Source organism: Corynebacterium sp. HMSC064E08 (assembly GCF_001811805.1).
In the GTDB taxonomy this organism is placed as follows: Bacteria; Actinomycetota; Actinomycetes; order Mycobacteriales; family Mycobacteriaceae; genus Corynebacterium; species Corynebacterium jeikeium_D.
Genome location: NZ_KV806700.1, coordinates 39,019 through 55,732, shown reverse-complemented (window position 1 = coordinate 55,732; position 16,714 = coordinate 39,019). Strand labels below are relative to the sequence as shown.

The 16,714-nt window shown below is 57.7% G+C and carries 18 protein-coding genes; 12 read left to right on the top strand and 6 right to left on the bottom strand.

The window, feature by feature from the left end; genetic code table 11:
* Window positions 1–83 precede the first annotated feature (83 nt).
* Together HMPREF2820_RS05860 and arsC are read right to left on the bottom strand one after the other, a co-directional pair.
* A complete protein-coding gene (locus tag HMPREF2820_RS05860; RefSeq protein WP_070603302.1) occupies window positions 84–1,481 on the bottom strand; it encodes an MFS transporter in 1,398 nt (465 codons plus the stop codon).
* Window positions 1,482–1,678: 197 nt separating this feature from the next.
* Window positions 1,679–2,023 carry an arsenate reductase (glutaredoxin) gene (gene arsC, locus HMPREF2820_RS05855; protein ID WP_069359604.1) on the bottom strand — a complete coding sequence of 115 codons (345 nt, stop codon included), beginning with the start codon at window positions 2,021–2,023 and terminating at the stop codon, window positions 1,679–1,681.
* A gap of 277 nt (window positions 2,024–2,300) precedes the next feature.
* Between arsC and HMPREF2820_RS05850 the strand changes: the two genes are divergently transcribed.
* The 7 genes from HMPREF2820_RS05850 to HMPREF2820_RS05820 all read left to right on the top strand — a co-directional run bounded on the left by HMPREF2820_RS05850 (window position 2,301) and on the right by HMPREF2820_RS05820 (window position 7,378).
* Window positions 2,301–3,431: a metal ABC transporter substrate-binding protein gene (locus HMPREF2820_RS05850; protein ID WP_070603299.1), complete on the top strand. Its 1,131-nt coding sequence runs from the start codon at window positions 2,301–2,303 to the stop codon at window positions 3,429–3,431.
* Complete coding sequence (locus tag HMPREF2820_RS05845; RefSeq protein WP_070603297.1) at window positions 3,428–4,123, top strand: metal ABC transporter ATP-binding protein; 696 nt, start codon at window positions 3,428–3,430, stop codon at window positions 4,121–4,123. The genes HMPREF2820_RS05850 and HMPREF2820_RS05845 overlap by 4 nt, the downstream gene beginning before the upstream one ends.
* Complete coding sequence (locus HMPREF2820_RS05840; protein ID WP_049189327.1) at window positions 4,113–4,943, top strand: metal ABC transporter permease; 831 nt, start codon at window positions 4,113–4,115, stop codon at window positions 4,941–4,943. The genes HMPREF2820_RS05845 and HMPREF2820_RS05840 overlap by 11 nt, the downstream gene beginning before the upstream one ends.
* Entirely contained in the window at window positions 4,936–5,754 is an 819-nt protein-coding gene (locus HMPREF2820_RS05835; protein WP_049189328.1) for a metal ABC transporter permease, read from the top strand. The genes HMPREF2820_RS05840 and HMPREF2820_RS05835 overlap by 8 nt, the downstream gene beginning before the upstream one ends.
* Before the next feature lie 3 nt (window positions 5,755–5,757).
* Window positions 5,758–6,450, top strand: coding sequence for a metal-dependent transcriptional regulator (locus tag HMPREF2820_RS05830; RefSeq protein ID WP_038628213.1), 693 nt, complete (start codon window positions 5,758–5,760; stop codon window positions 6,448–6,450).
* A 92-nt stretch (window positions 6,451–6,542) separates the two neighbouring features.
* Entirely contained in the window at window positions 6,543–6,860 is a 318-nt protein-coding gene (locus tag HMPREF2820_RS05825) for a hypothetical protein (RefSeq protein ID WP_070566433.1), read from the top strand.
* A complete protein-coding gene (locus HMPREF2820_RS05820; protein WP_038628219.1) occupies window positions 6,857–7,378 on the top strand; it encodes a hypothetical protein in 522 nt (173 codons plus the stop codon). The genes HMPREF2820_RS05825 and HMPREF2820_RS05820 overlap by 4 nt, the downstream gene beginning before the upstream one ends.
* Before the next feature lie 13 nt (window positions 7,379–7,391).
* On the opposite strand, the gene HMPREF2820_RS05815 is transcribed toward HMPREF2820_RS05820, so the two are convergent.
* Entirely contained in the window at window positions 7,392–8,357 is a 966-nt protein-coding gene (locus HMPREF2820_RS05815) for a quinone oxidoreductase family protein (protein WP_246822227.1), read from the bottom strand.
* 30 nt (window positions 8,358–8,387) lie between these two features.
* Window positions 8,388–9,074: a GntR family transcriptional regulator gene (locus HMPREF2820_RS05810; RefSeq protein ID WP_049172746.1), complete on the bottom strand. Its 687-nt coding sequence runs from the start codon at window positions 9,072–9,074 to the stop codon at window positions 8,388–8,390.
* Window positions 9,075–9,222: 148 nt separating this feature from the next.
* On the opposite strand from HMPREF2820_RS05810, the gene HMPREF2820_RS05805 reads away from it, so the two are divergent.
* From HMPREF2820_RS05805 to HMPREF2820_RS05785, 5 genes are all read left to right on the top strand, one after another.
* Window positions 9,223–10,434: an NRAMP family divalent metal transporter gene (locus HMPREF2820_RS05805; protein WP_049172676.1), complete on the top strand. Its 1,212-nt coding sequence runs from the start codon at window positions 9,223–9,225 to the stop codon at window positions 10,432–10,434.
* Window positions 10,435–10,525: 91 nt separating this feature from the next.
* Window positions 10,526–11,299, top strand: coding sequence for a LamB/YcsF family protein (locus tag HMPREF2820_RS05800; RefSeq protein ID WP_049172677.1), 774 nt, complete (start codon window positions 10,526–10,528; stop codon window positions 11,297–11,299).
* 71 nt (window positions 11,300–11,370) lie between these two features.
* Window positions 11,371–12,024: a 5-oxoprolinase subunit B family protein gene (locus HMPREF2820_RS05795; RefSeq protein WP_049172678.1), complete on the top strand. Its 654-nt coding sequence runs from the start codon at window positions 11,371–11,373 to the stop codon at window positions 12,022–12,024.
* Window positions 12,025–12,042: 18 nt separating this feature from the next.
* Window positions 12,043–12,927 (top strand): 5-oxoprolinase subunit C family protein, encoded by an 885-nt coding sequence (locus HMPREF2820_RS05790; RefSeq protein ID WP_049172680.1) that lies wholly within the window; start codon window positions 12,043–12,045, stop codon window positions 12,925–12,927.
* An 87-nt stretch (window positions 12,928–13,014) separates the two neighbouring features.
* On the top strand, window positions 13,015–13,482 hold the full coding sequence (locus HMPREF2820_RS05785; RefSeq protein WP_070603291.1) for a GNAT family N-acetyltransferase: 468 nt from the start codon (window positions 13,015–13,017) through the stop codon (window positions 13,480–13,482).
* Window positions 13,483–13,531: 49 nt separating this feature from the next.
* On the opposite strand, the gene HMPREF2820_RS05780 is transcribed toward HMPREF2820_RS05785, so the two are convergent.
* Together HMPREF2820_RS05780 and HMPREF2820_RS05775 are read right to left on the bottom strand one after the other, a co-directional pair.
* Window positions 13,532–15,007, bottom strand: a complete 1,476-nt coding sequence (locus HMPREF2820_RS05780) for an NAD(P)(+) transhydrogenase (Re/Si-specific) subunit beta (RefSeq protein ID WP_070603289.1) — start codon at window positions 15,005–15,007, stop codon at window positions 13,532–13,534.
* Between the two features lie 6 nt (window positions 15,008–15,013).
* Window positions 15,014–16,603, bottom strand: coding sequence for a Re/Si-specific NAD(P)(+) transhydrogenase subunit alpha (locus HMPREF2820_RS05775; RefSeq protein ID WP_070603286.1), 1,590 nt, complete (start codon window positions 16,601–16,603; stop codon window positions 15,014–15,016).
* Window positions 16,604–16,714: the final 111 nt, after the last annotated feature.

Here is a 16,714-nt window from a genome sequence, read left to right as displayed (position 1 = left end):
TTGGCGACGTTGCGACCGTTTTGGACTCACGGAGCGAATCCGGGATTCGACTGGCAATACCGTGACTGACGGCTATTGAGTGGCTATTGAGCTGTCTTGGTGCGGGCTTCATCTGCCTTGTGCATGACTTCGCGCTCGTACTTGCCGACGAAGATCATGAGGACAAACGCAATAGCGACAACTCCAATGAGGGTTGCGAATGTGACATTCCAGCCTGCGAAGTCGATCAAGAGACCGACACCAGTGGAGGCGAGTGTTGCGCCGAGAAGGTATCCGAACAATCCAGTGAAACCAGCTGCGGTTCCCGCAACATACTTAGGCGAGAGGTCGATGGCCTGCAGTCCGATGAGCATGATTGGGCCGTAAATGAGTGCGCCGATCAGGGAGATGAGCACATAGAACATCCACAATGGTGCCGTAGCGGGTAGCTGCCAGTATGCGAAAATGGTGATGCCGGTGCCGATCAGGAAGAGCATGCCGGCGCCTGAGCGCCAACCCTTGAAGACCTTGTCGGAGACCCATCCGCACAGCAGGGTGCCCACAATTGCTGCGCCCTCGTAGAGCATGAATCCGATGATTCCGCCCGTGACGTTGGTCTTGTGCAATTCGTTTGTCAGGTAAATCGGAATCCAGTTGAGAACGCCGTAACGAAGTGCGTAGACGAACACATTGGCCAGCGCCAACATGACGATAACCGGATTGGTAAGAACATGGTTCTTGACGATTGTGAACCAGGGTTCTTGTGCCTCGTCATTAGTTCCTTCGACCTTGTCTGGGTCGTTACGGTATTCCTCTACCGGAGGCAGTCCCATGGATTGCGGGTTGTCTCGAATCAGCAGGAATGCGATGGCGGCAATCACGAGCGCGACAATCGCCGGTAGCCAGAATGCGGGAGTCCAGTCGGCATCGGAAGTGGCGAACGAATGCAAGCCCCAGGCTGCCAGAGCACCACCGACGGCGGCACCGACATTGTGGGCAGTGTTCCAGATCGACATCAAAGTGCCACGCTCGGATGTCGAGAACCAGTGGACGACAACGCGTCCAGAAGGAGGCCAGCCCATGCCTTGGAACCAGCCATTGATGAACATGACTGTCGCGAAAATCGCAACAGAGGCACTGATCGCTGGGACGAACGCAACAAAGAGGTTTACGACCGCGGACAGCGCTAGGCCAAGCGGGAGGAAGTACCTGGCATTGGCCCTGTCGGAGAGCATGGCCATGAAGAACTTGGATAGGCCGTAGGAGAAGAGAACCGCATTGGCTACGATGCCAATTCCGGCTGCACCCAGTAGGTCGTGCTTTTCCAGCACAGCGGACACCAGGGGGATGTTATTTCTGATGAGGTAGAAGCCCGCGTAGCCGATGAAGATGCCCATGAAGACGTTGAACCGCCAGGTCCGGTAGGTCGGGGCAATCTTTTCCTCGGGAAGGGGAGCTGCTGGGCCGGGGGCGCTGAGCCAGCCGAGCCTCTGACTGCTCATGATGAGAGTCCTTTCGCTGAAGGCCGCCGTTGCCTCTAGCGCAACCTGTGCGGGTGGCTAGGGCAGCAGGCGGAGAGCTTTATCGTTTCAGCGGTGAGTTTACAGCGACTTCAGCCCCTGTTAATGGGTTGTTAACCTCTCGGTCTTGGGGGCCTGTGGAGGGGGTTGGCGTAAAGGCGATTAACGCATGTCATTGGTTAGAGAATGTCGTTAATAGCCTCGGTGGGGCGCGCCATCCTTACCCCCTTATTGGTGACGACAAACGGGCGCTCAATCAGGCGTGGGTGCGCAACCATTGCGTCCAGAAGTTCCTCGTCGCTGGAGTCCTTGGAGAGTTCCAGTTCCTTGAACTCTGCTTCCTTGGTGCGCACGGCATCGATGACGTTCAGGCCTGCCGCCTCGATTAGCGAGCGCAGCTCGGCCTTGGTTGGAGGAGTGTCTAGGTACTTGATGATTTCCGGCTCGATTCCGGCTTCGCGTAATACGGCGAGAGCCTGGCGGGACTTTGAGCAGCGGGGGTTGTGATAAATCTTCGCTTCCATGTCTCCATCATGGCTGATGTTGTGGCGTGAAGGTTGGCGCTGTGGCGTGACGGCCTGTGGATAGGGTTTGTTCAATGTTTATCCTTAGAAAAATGCCATACCAAAAACACTTAAGTTCAATAGGTTGAAAATCGCTGTCGTTAGGTTTACTCTCACACGTGATAGATGAACGGCGAAGTGCGCCCCAACCGCCCCTAAGGTGACCCGATTTACTGAAGCGGCCGGTCAGCGTAGCCGTCGTAAAGCAGGAACAAAACGATTAAGAGCGGACACCAACATGACAATTTCCGGAAAACTTTCGCGATCAGCCAAGTCCATGTGTGCGGGTCTTTCGATTTTGCTAGCGGGCGCTGGCCTTGCAGCGTGTGGCGATAGCAGTGAGGGAGCCAGCGGCGAGAACCCAATCAACGTCGTGGCTTCCACGACGCAGATTTGTGATTACGTGAAGCAGCTGGACATCGATGAAGTGGATCTGACCTGCCTGTTGGCGCCGAATGCAACGGCTCATGAGTTGGAAATGACCCATGAGCAGCTGAGCAAGACTGGTAACGCGGATCTCTTGTTCGTCAACGGAGTCGACCTGGAGCACTTCTTGGACCAGGCGATTGAGTCCTCGGGCTTTTCCGGAACGATGGCAGTAACCAGCGGCGTTCTAACTGCAGGTGACGTAGATGCCATGAAGACGGCCAAGGATATGGACAAAACCAAGCCGCTGCCGCCAGAGAAGGCGAAGAATGGTAACTACACCATTGACCGAGGCGTGGAAAAGATTGATGTTTCCCCATGGCCATTCCCGCCGGAAGAACCCGGTGAGGAGGCGGAATTCCGCTTCGATCCGCATGTATGGACCTCGCCGAAGAACGCCAAGATTCAGGTTGCCAACATCGGCTACGCCCTGGAACAGGTCGCTGAGGAACGTGGCGACAATGAGCTGAAGTCCACCATCGCCGACCACGTTGCGGCCTACCAGGAGAAGCTGAATCAGCTGGATGAGTGGGCAAATAAGTCCATCGCCACCGTGTCGGACCCTGTGCTGTTTACCAGCCACGATGCCTTTGGATACTTCTCCCACGAGTTCAATATCAACTTCATCGGCGCAGCGCTGTCTGATTTCAACGAGCAGCAGGATGCCACGGCCGCGCATATCGCCGAGGCGGCAAAGACCGTGAAGGACTCGGGTGCAACCGCGCTGTTTGCGGAGAACTCGAACAACTCGAAATCAATTGAGGCGATCGCCAAGGCCGCAGGTGTCAAGGCCATCGTTGGTGAGGACGCACTCTACGGCGACTCCCTTGGTCCGGCTGGCAGTGATGGCGAGACCTACATCGGTTCCATCATCCACAACGTCACTCAGGTTGTGACGGCATGGGCCGGAACTGTCGCGCCGCTGCCAGAGGGCATCAAATGAGCGGTAACCACTTAGCCAACCCCATGTCTGCCGAGCCCATAGTCACGCTCCGCGATGCCTCATTCGGCTACACGGCGGTACCCATCGTCAATCACATCACCGCCAATGTCGCGCCGGGTACCGGGCTTGCACTCATCGGCGCCAATGGCTCTGGAAAAACGACCGTGCTGCGCGGAATCCTGGGTGGGACTCGTCTTCTCTCTGGTGAGATGCACAACAACGCGAAGATTGTGTCCTACGTCCCGCAGTCGGCAGACCTCGATCGCACTTTTCCTGTCACGGCGTTCGATGTCGTCGCCATGGGGGTGCTGCACGAACTGCGCCCCTTCCAACCGTTTGGACACCGCAAAGAACGCATCCACGCAGCGCTAGCCAAAGTCGGGCTTGCCGACCGCACCAGTGAACGTTTCGGCAACCTCTCCGGTGGCCAGCAGCAACGCGTCCTGTTGGCGCGCGCCATCGTCGCACGTCCGCAACTCGTGCTTCTCGACGAGCCGTTCAACGGCCTCGACACTGAAAATCGGGCGATGCTGCTGAATCTCCTCAACGAACTGAAGGAAAATGGCACGGCAATTATCGCGGCCACCCATGATCTCGTGCTTGCTGAGGACACCTGCGAAAACACATTAATCGTGGCAGAGCAGCCAGCTTTTGGTGCGACCTCGAAGTTGGTGCCAGCCTATGTGGACTGAGCTTGCGAATGAGCTTGGGGTAGCGCCTTTCATGTTCAGGCCACTAGTGCTGCTGATTGCCCTCGGGGCGGTCTCTGGCCTGGTCGGTGTCATCGTGAACCTGCGTGGCCTCGAGTTCAATGCCGAGGCCATGGTGCATTCGATTTTTCCCGGAATTGTGGCCGGTGCCGTATTCGGTGGCATCGACATGATTATCCCGGTGGCTGCAGCATGTGCGGTGGTAGTGGCAGTAGCACTGACCTTAGTATCGCGCTCGCACATGTCGGAAGCTGGAGTTGCAGTTGTACTGACCAGCTTCTTTTCCATCGGTGTGATTCTCTCGCTGAAGAAAGGTGACCAGTCAGGACAGCTGGAAGCGCTCATGTTCGGGCGACTGCTGGAAGTCACTGACTCCCGTCTCACCAGCGCCCTGATTGTCTGTGCCATCGCCTTGGTTCTTATCGCAGTGACCTGGCGCCGACAGGTGTTTGTTGCCTTTGATCGCTTCGGTGCCAAAGCCGCAGGCGTCAATGTGTGGGGCATCGACCTCACCATTAACGCGGCGATTGCTGCGGTCGTGGTGTCGTCGGCAAGCGCTGTGGGCGTGCTGCTGGTAGTCGGATATCTGGTCGTGCCGGGAGCGGCGGCGAGACTGCTGACTCGCCGAGTTCATGTGATGGTGCCGATTGCGATTGCAGTGGGCTGCCTCAGCGGAATCGTTGGTTTGGCACTGGTGCCTTTGGGGCCGGTGTCGCCTCAGGCAGTCGTCGCGCTGACCTCGGTGGGACTGTATTTCATGGCACTGGGGCTGCGCGTCGTGCTGGGAGGAGACCGTGTCTAGCATCCTGATTTTGCCAATTATCGAACTGATACTGGTAGGAGCCCTGGCTGGAGTAGTTGGGGTGCTCGCGGTGCTGGGAAAACAAGTGTTCTTCGCAGAAGCGATTACACATGCGACTTTTCCCGGCGCGGTTGTGGGCGTTGTTATTGCGGCAGCGCTCGGCCTGAGCCACTCCTGGATTTCGGTGTTCCTCTTTATCGGAGCATTTCTGATGTGTATTCCGATTGGGGCACTGTTCGGTCTGTCAAAGGTGGGAACAACGTCCTCGGCGGCGGGAATTGTGCTGACATTTGGGTTCGCACTGGGCTACTTCCTGAACAAGTGGTTCGCCCCGTTGCCGGTGAAGGTAGAGAGTTTCCTGGTCGGCAGCGTACTTAACGTGAACAAGATTGATATTGCGCTGTCCGGTGGCCTCTTGCTGCTGGTGGCGTTGGTGCTGCTTGCTCGGTGGCGTCAGCTGATTTACTTCACCTTCGACCCGGAGTCTTTCGGAGTCGCGCATTCGAGGAGAAAAGCACAGCTGGTCATCAGCGGGCTAATCGTTCTGACTCTGGTGGCGCTGATTCCGGCTGTCGGCACGATTCTATCCATCGCGCTGCTAGCTGCCCCGGCAGCTGCGCTCGTTGGGGTAGTGAACGATACCCGTTTGCTATTCGTGTTGGCGCCATTGATGGGTATCGCGATTGGCCTGGTGGGGCTATTCATTGCGGTGGCGGCGAATCTGTCAGTTGGCGGCTGCATTGGCGTGTGCGCCGGCTGTTTCTATGTCCCCCTCAAGATTGCGGCAACACGCAATAACGCTAAAGTCTAAAGAATGCACGTGGAGGATTTACCAGCAAAGACCCAGGACTACCTCAAGGTCATTTGGGATTTGCACGAGCGCACCGGTGAAAAAGTGGCACTTGGCGATGTCGCTGAGCGGATGGGTGAAAAGAAGCCCACCGCCAGCGAGGCCGTGAAGAAGCTAGCTGCACGTGGCCTTGTCAACCACGAGCCGTATCGGGGCATTAGCCTGTCGGACCGTGGGCGGGATATTGCGCTAATCATGGTGCGGCGCCACCGGCTGATTGAAAGCTTCTTGGTCTCGACTCTGGGATACACCTGGGATGAGGTTCACGAGGAAGCCGAAAAGCTTGAACATGCGGTCTCGGATGATTTCATTAGTCGCATTGATGCAATGCTGGGATTCCCTGAGCGCGATCCGCATGGTGATCCAATTCCCAGCGCAAGCGGTACCATCGCCAGCGCAGTGCGCACCGACCTGACGGATATCGAAGCCGGCGCGATGGTGGTAGTCGATCGCATTAACGACTCCGACCCTGAACTACTGCGCTATTTGGCGACATCAGGGGTAGGCCCGGGAACCGTGCTCCGAGCCGAAGCCGCACCATATGCAGGCATGCATGTCTTTGCCATCCTCGATGAGGTGGACGATACCGAGCCAAAGAAAATTCATGTGGCAGACTCGGCACTATGGGCAATCAAGGCGACTCCAACAACGAACTGACGAGGGCCGCAGCGCGCTCTTACTATAAGGTGTCGCGGAATCTCACTGGGCCAACTAAAGTGCCACCCGCACCGTCAGTTTCGTTCGACAGCGTGAAGAGTGCTCGTCGGCAGGCATATGCCAGTGTCGAGAGCGTTGATGTGCCACTCAATGCCATCGCTATCTCGCCTGCTGAGCAGCAGGAACACATGGCTAATCTCGAACGCCGCTTGAATGCCTCGACCAAAGACATGCGGGCACTGCTGGACTACGAAGAGCAGCGCATTGAGGTCACTAGCACCGTCAAAGAGGCAATCGTCTATACGTTGCTGGCAATACTCCTTTTGGCAGCAGCCATCGGACTTGGCTACGCCAGCCACCTGGGGGCCGATGCGATTTTGAATGCTGCGGCGGAGGTGACGCCGCGATGAGTAAACGCTCAGGCTCCGACAACGGGTGCGCGACGGTCATTGTCGTATTTTTCTTCTTCGGCCTGATTGTTCAGCTCTTCGGTGTCACGCTGTGGATTCTGCAATATGCATTGCCAGTTGCGGGCTTGGTGCTTGCGATTCTCATCGCATACCAGGCGTGGGTCGGTGTGCGCCGCAGCGCTGAGGCGCACGAGCTCGCCGAGCGTAATCACGCTGAGCTGCAACAGATTGCCATGGACACCGAGTACCAGCTCACCGCAATCCTCTCTGCCTGGGACAACGTGAACACCACAATGGGGGTCGGCACCATCTACAAAGATGTATTTGCCTCCGGAGAGGCTACGCCGGAGCTCATCGAACTACGCGGTGAGCTATCTCGTGCTCGAAAGCTAAACAACCGACTGCGCGAGCAGCGCGAAACTATGACCAACCGGGAACTAGTGGAAGCCATCTCTGATGCCGACGAGCTCTGGTGCTCGCTGACGAAGACATATCAGAACGCTCGTCGCGAGCTGTAGTAACGCACTTGAATTAGTCGACGGTCATCACAATCTTGCCGTCAGCGTGTCCGTCTTCCAATACTCGGTGGACCTCCGCGACCTCGGTGAGGTTTTTAGTCAGGCCGATAGGAAGTGAAATCTCACCGGCAACCACGCGGTCGGCCAGGTCAGCATAAATAGTCGTGTCATTCGTAATAGCCGGAATGTGTGCTTCAATGCCACGTTCCCTCGCCGGTGTCAGGTCGGCCAGTGAAGGCAGCGCCACAATCCGACCATCCGATGCCAACACATCCAGCGAGGGGAGGAATGTGTCGAAGTACACGCCATCGAGCACAACATCTACGCCCTCGGGGAACCGCCGGCGCACAGCCTCGAATACATCTTCCGCTGTGTAATCAATGTGCTGTGCACCAAAGCCCACTAGTTTTTCATGATGGCGTGACGACGCACTGGCCAACACAGTTGCGCCACGGGCGACCGCCAGCTGCGTCATCAGCTGGCCAACACCGCCACCGGCACCATGGATGAGTACGGTGTCCCCGCTTTTTACCTTTGCAAGCTGCTCGACAGCCACGGTCGCCGTGATTCCCACTAGGGCAAGGCCCGCAGCGGTAACGTCGTCAAGCGAATCGGGCGTTCGGACCACACCGTCGGCGGGGAAGACGTTGTGCGTTGCGTAGGTGCCGCGGAAGTCGTCGAAGCTGCGCATACCGAAGACACGGTCGCCGGGGGCGAAGCTGTCCACACCTTCGCCGACGGCAACGACTTCGCCAGCAGCTTCGCGTCCGAGCACTGCGGGAGGGGCGAACTTTGCGCACAGACCGGAAGAGCCATCGCGCATCTTGTAGTCCAGCGGATTCGCGCCGATGGCTGTGGTTTTGACCAGGATTTCGCCGGGACCGGGCTCCGCAGGGGTGCGGGAAACCTGCGTGAACTCATCGGGGTCGCCAAAGCGATTGATGATCATTGCGTATGCGTTGCCTGAATTTGCTGCCATGTCCATCACTGTAGTCCTAGCAGCTAATTATCAACGGTCGGCAAGCGGGAGGGCAGCGGTGACGGCACTGAACGACTCATTGAGGTAGGCGCTGAGGAGGTCGGCGGCGTGGTTTGGGGTGTCCTCGATGAGAACTTTGGCGATACTGATGTGGCGATCGGCGTATCGGGCATGGAGTTCGATGCTTTGGGGGTAGGAGAGGAAGCAAAGACGGAGTTGGGCCTGAATTGATTCGGCGGTGGCTAACAGGTCGGGGGACCCGGAAGCTCTGACGATGGCGAGGTGAAAGGCATTATTCCGTTCGGGAAGGTTCAATGATGACTGTGAACCACAAATAGAAAGAATCTCTTCGCCGAGGAGCTTTGCCTGGCTCTTGCTTAGCGATCGCAGTGTTCCGCATTCGACGACATGGCGAAAGGCATACAGTTCGCGGATGCGTTGTTTGTCGAAGGAAGCGATAAACACGCCGTGATGAGGGATGTGAGTAAGTAGCCCCTCAGATTCCAGCTTGCGGTAGACCTGTCGGATGGTGTTGCGACTGACCTGCAGTCGCGCAGCAAGTTGGGTTTCACGGAGCTGCTCGCCACTGTAGTGCTTTCCGGCGAGAATCTCTCGGCGCAGGACAGTTGCGGTGACATCCGCTACTGAAACGTCTTGTTGTTTTTCCCCAGAGGACGTGTGGGTCTGATCGTCGAGGATGCTTCCGGGGGTAGTCATGTAATACAGACTACTAAAGCACTTTTGTGTGGCGGCCATCACCAATTAACATACGAGACATTGTTCAACAATCTCTGTGCAGGCGATCTTCAACGTAGGGATCCTTCAACGTGGGAATCGTCAGACTTGTAGGGAAAGGCCTTACGCTATGGACGCTTCAACATCTGCCCATAAGGCGCGGCGAACGGCACTCCTCGGCGCCGTATTCCTGATGGCGACCAGTGCTATCGGGCCGGGCTTCCTCACCCAGACCGCAACCTTTACGGCCAAGCTTGGCGCGGCTTTCGCCTTTGCCATTGTGATCTCGGTGCTTCTTGATATCGCGATTCAGCTCAACGTGTGGCGAGTGATTGCTGTCTCTGGACGCCGCGCGCAGGAGCTCGGCAACGCCGTGCTTCCGGGGCTGGGCTGGTTAATGTCAATTCTCATTGTCATCGGTGGTGTGGTCTTCAATATTGGCAACGTCGGCGGTGCTGGACTTGGTGCGAACGCGATGTTGGGCGTGGACGCAAAGATTGGCGGCATTGTTACTGCAATCCTCGCCATTGGCTTCTTCCTCTCCCGGCGGGCGGGTATGGCGCTGGACAAGGCACTCGTTGTGCTCGGTGTCGTGATGATTCTGGTCACTGGAATTGTGGCGTTCAGTTCTAACCCGCCAGTAGGGGAAGCACTGAAGAACACGGTCATGCCCGACACGATTGACTTGTTGGCAATCATCACGCTCGTCGGTGGCACTGTTGGCGGGTACATTACTTACGCTGGCGCTCACCGCATGCTTGATGCTGGCGCCGGCGGTGTAGAGAACCTCGCACAGACCACTCGCTCATCTGTTACGAGCATCATCGTCACAGCCATCATGCGTTTCCTCCTTTTCCTAGCTGTCTTGGGAGTGGTTGCGGGTGGCGTGGTCCTCAATACGGATGGAAACCCCGCTGCAGAGGCATTCCAAGCTGCGGCAGGAGATTGGGGTATGCGCTTCTTTGGCGTTGTCCTGTGGGCTGCGGGAATCTCGTCGATTGTGGGTGCCAGCTACACCTCAGCAACATTTCTGACTCGTTCCTCGGGTGCTGGAGCCAAGACTCAAAACACGATCACCATTGTCCTAATTGCAATCTCCACGCTGCTCTTCGGTCTCATCGGTACGGCTCCAGCGACGCTGTTGGTTTTCGCCGGAGCCTTCAATGGTTTGGTTCTTCCAATTGGCGTTACTGTGCTGATTTACATCGCGCTGTTCCGTGCGGATCTCATGAATGGTTACAAGTACCCGAAGTGGTTGGCGGCTATCGGAATCTTGGGTGTCGCAGTCGCCTGGTTCTTGGCGTGGCGCTCATTCGGCGGTGTGTTTGAAATGCTCGGCTAATCCCCCCCGGTTTCTCGCACAGCTCAGATGAGAACCAACATAACAACGGTACAAAGACCAGCATTATTACTTGGAAGGAGCGGTGACGTTTATGGGCGCCACTATCGATCTCAACTCTGACCTTGGGGAAGCGTTCGGCTCGTGGAAGATGGGTGATGATATCGCTCTGCTGAACATTGTGACCAGTGCCAATATTGCCTGCGGGTATCACGCGGGTGACGCTAGCGTCATGATGGAGACCTGTGAGGCAGCTGCTGCGCGCGGAATTCGCATCGGCGCGCACGTCGCCTACCGCGATCTCCCCGGGTTTGGACGACGTCGCATGGATTACGCACATCGAGAATTGCGAGCCGAAACCGTCTACCAGATTGGTGCACTTTCGGCATGTGCACGGGCGGTGGGTACCGAAGTTTCCTACGTCAAGCCCCATGGTGCCCTCTACAACCGCATCGCAGTGGATGAAAATCAGGCCGCTGCAGTGGTGGAGGCGCTCCTGCTCGCTCGCTCCACCTGCGGAGATGAGCTTGCCATTATGGCGCAGCCGGGGTCGGTCATCGAACGGCTCAGCCTCGACGCGGACCTCCCTGTGATTAGGGAAGCTTTTGCAGATCGCGCTTACAACTCCGATGGAACTCTGGTGTCCCGAGTACTCGAGGGGTCGGTCATTGTAGAACCCGATGCCGTCGTCAAACGCGTCATTGCAATGGCTAGCGGGGAACCAATCGTCGCCTACGACGGTTCACCGTTGACCGTGCAGGCTGACTCTATTTGTTTGCACGGAGACACCCCTGGTGCGGTCGAACTCTCCCGTATGATTCGCCAAGGGCTCGTCGACGCCGGAGTCACCGTCGCTGCCCACGTATAGCGCGGACTCGCACACCGGTCTTATCAACCGCAGTTTTTCAACCCCGCAAGAAAGAAAGGATCAGCACCGCCATGGCCGAGATTCGCCCTATGGGAACAAATGCGCTGCTTATCGACTATTCATCATCGGCCAATCCGTTGGCGAAGGTACTTCGTGCACACTCTGCTGCGGCTGAGATTGAGGGACTCGTTGACAGGGTACCTGCAGCCCAAACGCTCCTTCTTCGCTTTCGCGGACCGGCTCGTCGTTACCTCGGCGCAGTAGAAACCGCGCTGCGGGGCAACAATGCGCAGAGGCAGACCGTCGACAAGCGAAAAACAATGACGATTCCCGTTCACTATGACGGCGCGGACCTTGAGTCCTTGGCACAAAGCCTTGGGATGAGCCCTCAAGCGTTAATCGATTGGCACTGCGAACGCCCTTGGACGGCCGCGTTCGGTGGATTCGCGCCGGGCTTTTATTACATGGTGCGCGGGAGCGGTCAGGGGTGGCCAGAGCCGCTTGATATTCCCCGCCTTACGACGCCGCGCACTCGAGTTCCCAAGGGCTCCGTCGGACTTGCGGGCCAATTCGCAGGTGTATATCCCATCGATTCGCCCGGTGGCTGGCAGCTCTTGGGACATACAGATGTGGAGATGTGGGACTTGAATCGGCCTAATCCGGCGCTGCTTGAGCCCGGGGTTGAGGTGCAATTTGAAGCGACTTCTACGGTGAGTGCGGCGTAGAAAAAGGGGGCGGAAGAGATGAAGAATTCTATCGAGATTATTCGACCCGGCATATTGACGACGATTCAGGATTTGGGCCGTGCAGGGCAAGGCAGCCTGGGCGTGAGTACTTCCGGTGCGTTCGACCACGAGTCTGCGGCAGCTGCTAACCGGATGGTTGTCAACGAAGAAAGCCTGGCGGTGCTTGAGTGCGTCGTCGGCGGGTTGGAGTTCCAAGTAGCGGAGGGAGCAATCATATCCTTCGCAGGAGCCCACGGTGAGGTGACTGTCGAGCAGGATGGCAAGGTCATCAAGACCTCGATGAATAGTCGAATTGTGGTCGGGGCGAAGGCAATTGTGCGGCTTGGTACCTTCGATGCAGGTCTTCGCGGGTACGTCGCGATTCGAGGGGGCATCGATGTCGCGGAAGTGCTGGGCTCGCGGTCATACGATACGCTCGGCAAGCTCGGCCCAGCGCCTTTGCAGGCCGGTCAGGTCTTGCAGGTCGGCGACCCGGAGTATTCGACGGGGTCGTCAATCGCAATTTATCCCGCGCCTCATTGGTCGAGCGAGGCTGCGCGCTTAGATGTTGTTCCTGGCCCTCGGGCGGACTGGTTTACGCGGGAAAGCGTCAGTGATTTCTTTCACGAGACATGGACCGTGACGCAAGAGGCCAACCGCGTCGGACTTCGGCTGAATGGGACTACTCTTGAGCGCCAGGTCACCCATGAGTTGGCAAGCGAGGGAATGGTCCCCGGTGCGATACAAGTGCCCGCATCGGGGCAGCCGATTATTTTCGGTCCTGATCATCCGGCGACGGGTGGATATCCGGTCATTGGTGTGTTGACGGAGCCGTCATTGTCGAGGGCCGGGCAATTGGTGCCCGGCGCGAAGGTACAATTCCGCCGGGTGCGGGCGGTATAGGTCTGCGGCTTCATTCTGCGCGATGGTGCGCCACTACGTTTGCCAGCTATGAGCGTCACACCGTTCTTCGCAGTAAAATCAGCCACCATGATTGAACACGCCTCCTTTTCTCAACTCAGCGCGACGGATGTTTATGCCATCTCGGCGTTGCGTACCGACGTGTTTTATCTTGAGCAGTCCTGTACAGAGCCGGAAATGGACTGGCGCGACCTGGAAGATACCGCAGAGCACTATTTCATCCGCGACGACAATGACGCCCGCAAGATTATTGCGTACTTGCGTGTGATTGACACGCTCGATGAGTTCTCGACGAACTACCCGCGCACCATCGGACGCGTTGTCGTCGATGCCGCGAGCCGGGGTAGGGGGTTGTCCTCGAAACTGCTGCAGCAGGTCATCGCTGACCACCCGGATACGGGGCTGATTCTGCATGCCCAGACGCAGGCGAAGGCCGTGTACGCAAAAGCCGGCTTCCATGAGATCGGGGAGACCTTCATGGAAGCCGGCATTGAGCACATCACGATGGTTCGTGATGCAGCCTGTGGCGAAGCCTAGGAATTAATCGCCTAGGCTCCGATTTGTACGGCGTTGCTTGCCTGAAGTTTTAAGCGTTGACCTTCGAACTCGCCAGGATGCGGTTCAGAGAGTCGACGCTGGCCTTCGCATCGCCGATAAGCATGTCGGTGTTTTCGTTGAAGAACAACGGGTTCTGCACGCCCGAGTAACCCGAACCCATCGAACGCTTGAGAACAATCACGCGCTCAGATTCCCACACCTTCAGCACCGGCATACCCGCAATCGGGGAGCCCGGCTGCTCTGCCATCGGGTTGACGGTGTCATTTGCACCGATGACCAGGGTGACATCCACATCAGCGAAGTCATCGTTGACCTCGTCCAGCTCCAGCACGATGTCGTAGGGAACCTTGGCCTCAGCCAGCAGCACGTTCATGTGACCCGGCAGGCGGCCAGCGACTGGGTGGATACCGAAGACCACTTCCTTGCCGGCCTCACGCAGGTTACGGACTAGGTCAGCAACAGCGTACTGAGCCTGTGCCACAGCCATACCGTAACCCGGAGCGATGAGGATCTTGTCTGCATCACGCAGAATCTCGGAGGTGTCCTCGTGGCTGACCTCGGTGTGGGAGCCTTCCACAGCGCTTCCCGACGAAGCCTCGGAGCCAAAGCCGCCCAGAATAACGTTGGCAAAGGAGCGGTTCATGGCCTCACACATGATGTACGACAGGTAGGCTCCGGAGGAACCAACTAGCGCACCAGTGATGATGAGCAGCGGGTTGCCAAGCATGAGACCGGTGAAAGCGGCGGCCCAACCGGAGTACGAGTTCATGATGGACACGACAACCGGCATGTCGCCGCCACCGATGGCGATGACCAGGTGCCAGCCCAAGAACAGGCCCAAAGCAGTGACTGCAATCATGCATGCCCATGCGATGGTGCCGCCCTCGGTGCCGGTTGCGATGAAGACAGCCAGGAGAACCAGAGTGACTACCAGAATGGCAATGTTCAGAGCGTTGCGGCCCGGCAGCAGTAGTGGCGAGCCCTTGATCTTCTCAGACAGCTTCAGGCCTGCGACGATGGAGCCAGTGAAGGTCACAGCGCCGATGAAGACGCCAATGTAGACCTCGCCGAAGTGGAACTTCAGGGCATCGGGGGCTACATCTTCGGCGAAAATGTAGGAGTTGAAGCCGATGAAGATAGCGCCGAGTCCGACCAGACCATTGAACAGTGCAATCAGCTGCGGCATGCCAGTCATGGCAACGCGGCGTGCGCGACTGATACCGATGACACCACCGATGCCGATAGCGACAGCGATGAGAATCAGGGTAATCAGCGGCGAGAAGTGAGTATCCGGCTTGGTGTCTGCGGTCACGAGTGCCTGGAAGATGGCAATGACGACGGCTACAGCCATACCGGCGATACCGAAGGAGTTACCGCGGCGAGCGGTCTCCGGCTTGGACAGGCCCGAGAGGGCAGCGAGGAACAGGACGGCGGCGACAATGTAGCCGACGTTGGACAGGCGGTAGGTCCAGTCCAGAAGCGAAGCAGTATCAATGCTAGCCATTAGACTTTATGCCTCCTCTTTCACAAACATGCCAAGCATGCGGTCGGTGACGGCGAAACCGCCGAAGATATTGATGGAGCTGACCACGATGGCCGCGAACGCGAGGCCGGAAACCAGCAGGTTGGAGCTTCCCACCTGGAGAATCGCACCCACCAGAACAATGCCGGAAATCGCGTTGGTCTCAGACATCAGCGGTGTGTGTAGGCGCGGCGTGACCGCGGAGATTACGTAGAAGCCAAGCACGATAGCCAAGGTGAGAACCATGAAGTTGGCGCTCACGCTGTGCGGTGCGCTGAGCATAACCACAATTGCCAGCAGTGCCGTCAGGCCCAGAGCAATCTTCGAGCCCAGGCCCGATCCCATGAAGGAAACCTTCTCCGGCGCATTCTCTTCTAATGCGGCCTGGTGGGCCTGCTGCTCCTGCAGTGGGGCAGCAGGGGTGACAGCGACCTTGATTGGCGGTGGTGGCCAGAGAATCTCAGCTCCGGTAGCGCCGGCGCCATTCTGTGGGCGAGCCTTTGTTACCGTGATGCCACGGATAATCTCATCCTCGAGATTGAGAACCGGAGAGCCATCCTTTTCCGGCGTAATCAGCTTGAACAGGTTGAAAATGTTCTGTCCGTACAGCGACGATGCCTGCGCGGGCAGACGTCCTGCAAGGTCGGTGTAACCGATGATGGTCACACCGTTGTCAGTGACAATGGTCTTGCCTGGAACGGTCATCTCGCAGTTGCCGCCACCGGCGGCAGCCATGTCGACGATGACGCTGCCTGGTTTCATAGCTGCAACATCGGCAGCAGTCAGCAACCGCGGAGAGCGACGGCCAGGGATATTCGCGGTGGTAATGACAATGTCAGCCTGCGCGGACTGTTCGGAGTAGAGCTTCGCGGCAGCGGCAGCCTGATCATTGGTCATTTCCTTGGCGTAGCCATCTTCGGACTTCTCGGTGGCGGCCGGAATCGGGATGAACTCTGCACCCATCGATTCGACCTGTTCACCGGCTTCAGGGCGCAGGTCTGTTGCCTTAACAACCGCGCCCATAGAGTTGGCCGTACCGATCGCCGCAAGTCCGCCGACACCAGCGCCGATGACGTAAACGGTAGCTGGTGGCATCTTTCCTGCGGCAGTCACCTGACCAGTGAAGAGGCGACCATATGCAGAAGCCGCTTCGACTACTGCACGGTAGCCGCCGATGTTGGCCATCGACGACAGCACGTCCATCGACTGTGCCCTGGAAATGCGGGGAACTGCGTCCATAGCAAGGGCAGTGATGTTGCGTTGCGCGAGTTCTTCGACCAGTTCTTCGTTTCGGCCTGGCGCAAGTCGGCTGATCAGCATGACACCGTCGTTAAGCAGTGCACGGAACTGCTCCGGCGGAGTGTCGAGCGTTACGACGATATCGCTGTGCCAGACAGACTCGTCGACAATGGTGGCACCGGCGGATTCGTAGTCCGCGTCGGTGAACTTAGCAGCCAGGCCGGCGTCAGCCTGCACGGCGACCTCGTAGCCAAGCTTGACGAGTTTGCCGACGGTCTCCGGGGTCGCAGCCACAATTGTTTGCTGGGGATCGGGTTCTAAAGGGATGCCGATTCTCATTGTGGGAGTTCTTTTCTGTTCGGGGTTTTATTAAGGGCCATGCGCACTCGGTTGTCGGTTAACAGTGAGTGTGGGCGTGGCCACTTTGTCCTTGGTGTCAATAAGGTATGC

Bases quoted from the DNA above. Each gene is read 5' to 3' on its own strand.
- HMPREF2820_RS05775 (WP_070603286.1), bottom strand. From the start codon at position 16,603: ATGAGAATCGGCATCCCTTTAGAACCCGATCCCCAGCAAACAATTGTG.
- HMPREF2820_RS05820 (WP_038628219.1), top strand. From the start codon at position 6,857: ATGAGTAAACGCTCAGGCTCCGACAACGGGTGCGCGACGGTCATTGTC.
- HMPREF2820_RS05795 (WP_049172678.1), top strand. From the start codon at position 11,371: ATGGCCGAGATTCGCCCTATGGGAACAAATGCGCTGCTTATCGACTAT.
- HMPREF2820_RS05860 (WP_070603302.1), bottom strand. From the start codon at position 1,481: ATGAGCAGTCAGAGGCTCGGCTGGCTCAGCGCCCCCGGCCCAGCAGCT.
- HMPREF2820_RS05840 (WP_049189327.1), top strand. From the start codon at position 4,113: ATGTGGACTGAGCTTGCGAATGAGCTTGGGGTAGCGCCTTTCATGTTC.
- arsC (WP_069359604.1), bottom strand. From the start codon at position 2,023: ATGGAAGCGAAGATTTATCACAACCCCCGCTGCTCAAAGTCCCGCCAG.
- HMPREF2820_RS05810 (WP_049172746.1), bottom strand. From the start codon at position 9,074: ATGACTACCCCCGGAAGCATCCTCGACGATCAGACCCACACGTCCTCT.
- HMPREF2820_RS05845 (WP_070603297.1), top strand. From the start codon at position 3,428: ATGAGCGGTAACCACTTAGCCAACCCCATGTCTGCCGAGCCCATAGTC.
- HMPREF2820_RS05790 (WP_049172680.1), top strand. From the start codon at position 12,043: ATGAAGAATTCTATCGAGATTATTCGACCCGGCATATTGACGACGATT.
- HMPREF2820_RS05805 (WP_049172676.1), top strand. From the start codon at position 9,223: ATGGACGCTTCAACATCTGCCCATAAGGCGCGGCGAACGGCACTCCTC.
- HMPREF2820_RS05800 (WP_049172677.1), top strand. From the start codon at position 10,526: ATGGGCGCCACTATCGATCTCAACTCTGACCTTGGGGAAGCGTTCGGC.
- HMPREF2820_RS05780 (WP_070603289.1), bottom strand. From the start codon at position 15,007: ATGGCTAGCATTGATACTGCTTCGCTTCTGGACTGGACCTACCGCCTG.
- HMPREF2820_RS05850 (WP_070603299.1), top strand. From the start codon at position 2,301: ATGACAATTTCCGGAAAACTTTCGCGATCAGCCAAGTCCATGTGTGCG.
- HMPREF2820_RS05815 (WP_246822227.1), bottom strand. From the start codon at position 8,357: ATGGCAGCAAATTCAGGCAACGCATACGCAATGATCATCAATCGCTTT.
- HMPREF2820_RS05785 (WP_070603291.1), top strand. From the start codon at position 13,015: ATGATTGAACACGCCTCCTTTTCTCAACTCAGCGCGACGGATGTTTAT.
- HMPREF2820_RS05830 (WP_038628213.1), top strand. From the start codon at position 5,758: ATGCACGTGGAGGATTTACCAGCAAAGACCCAGGACTACCTCAAGGTC.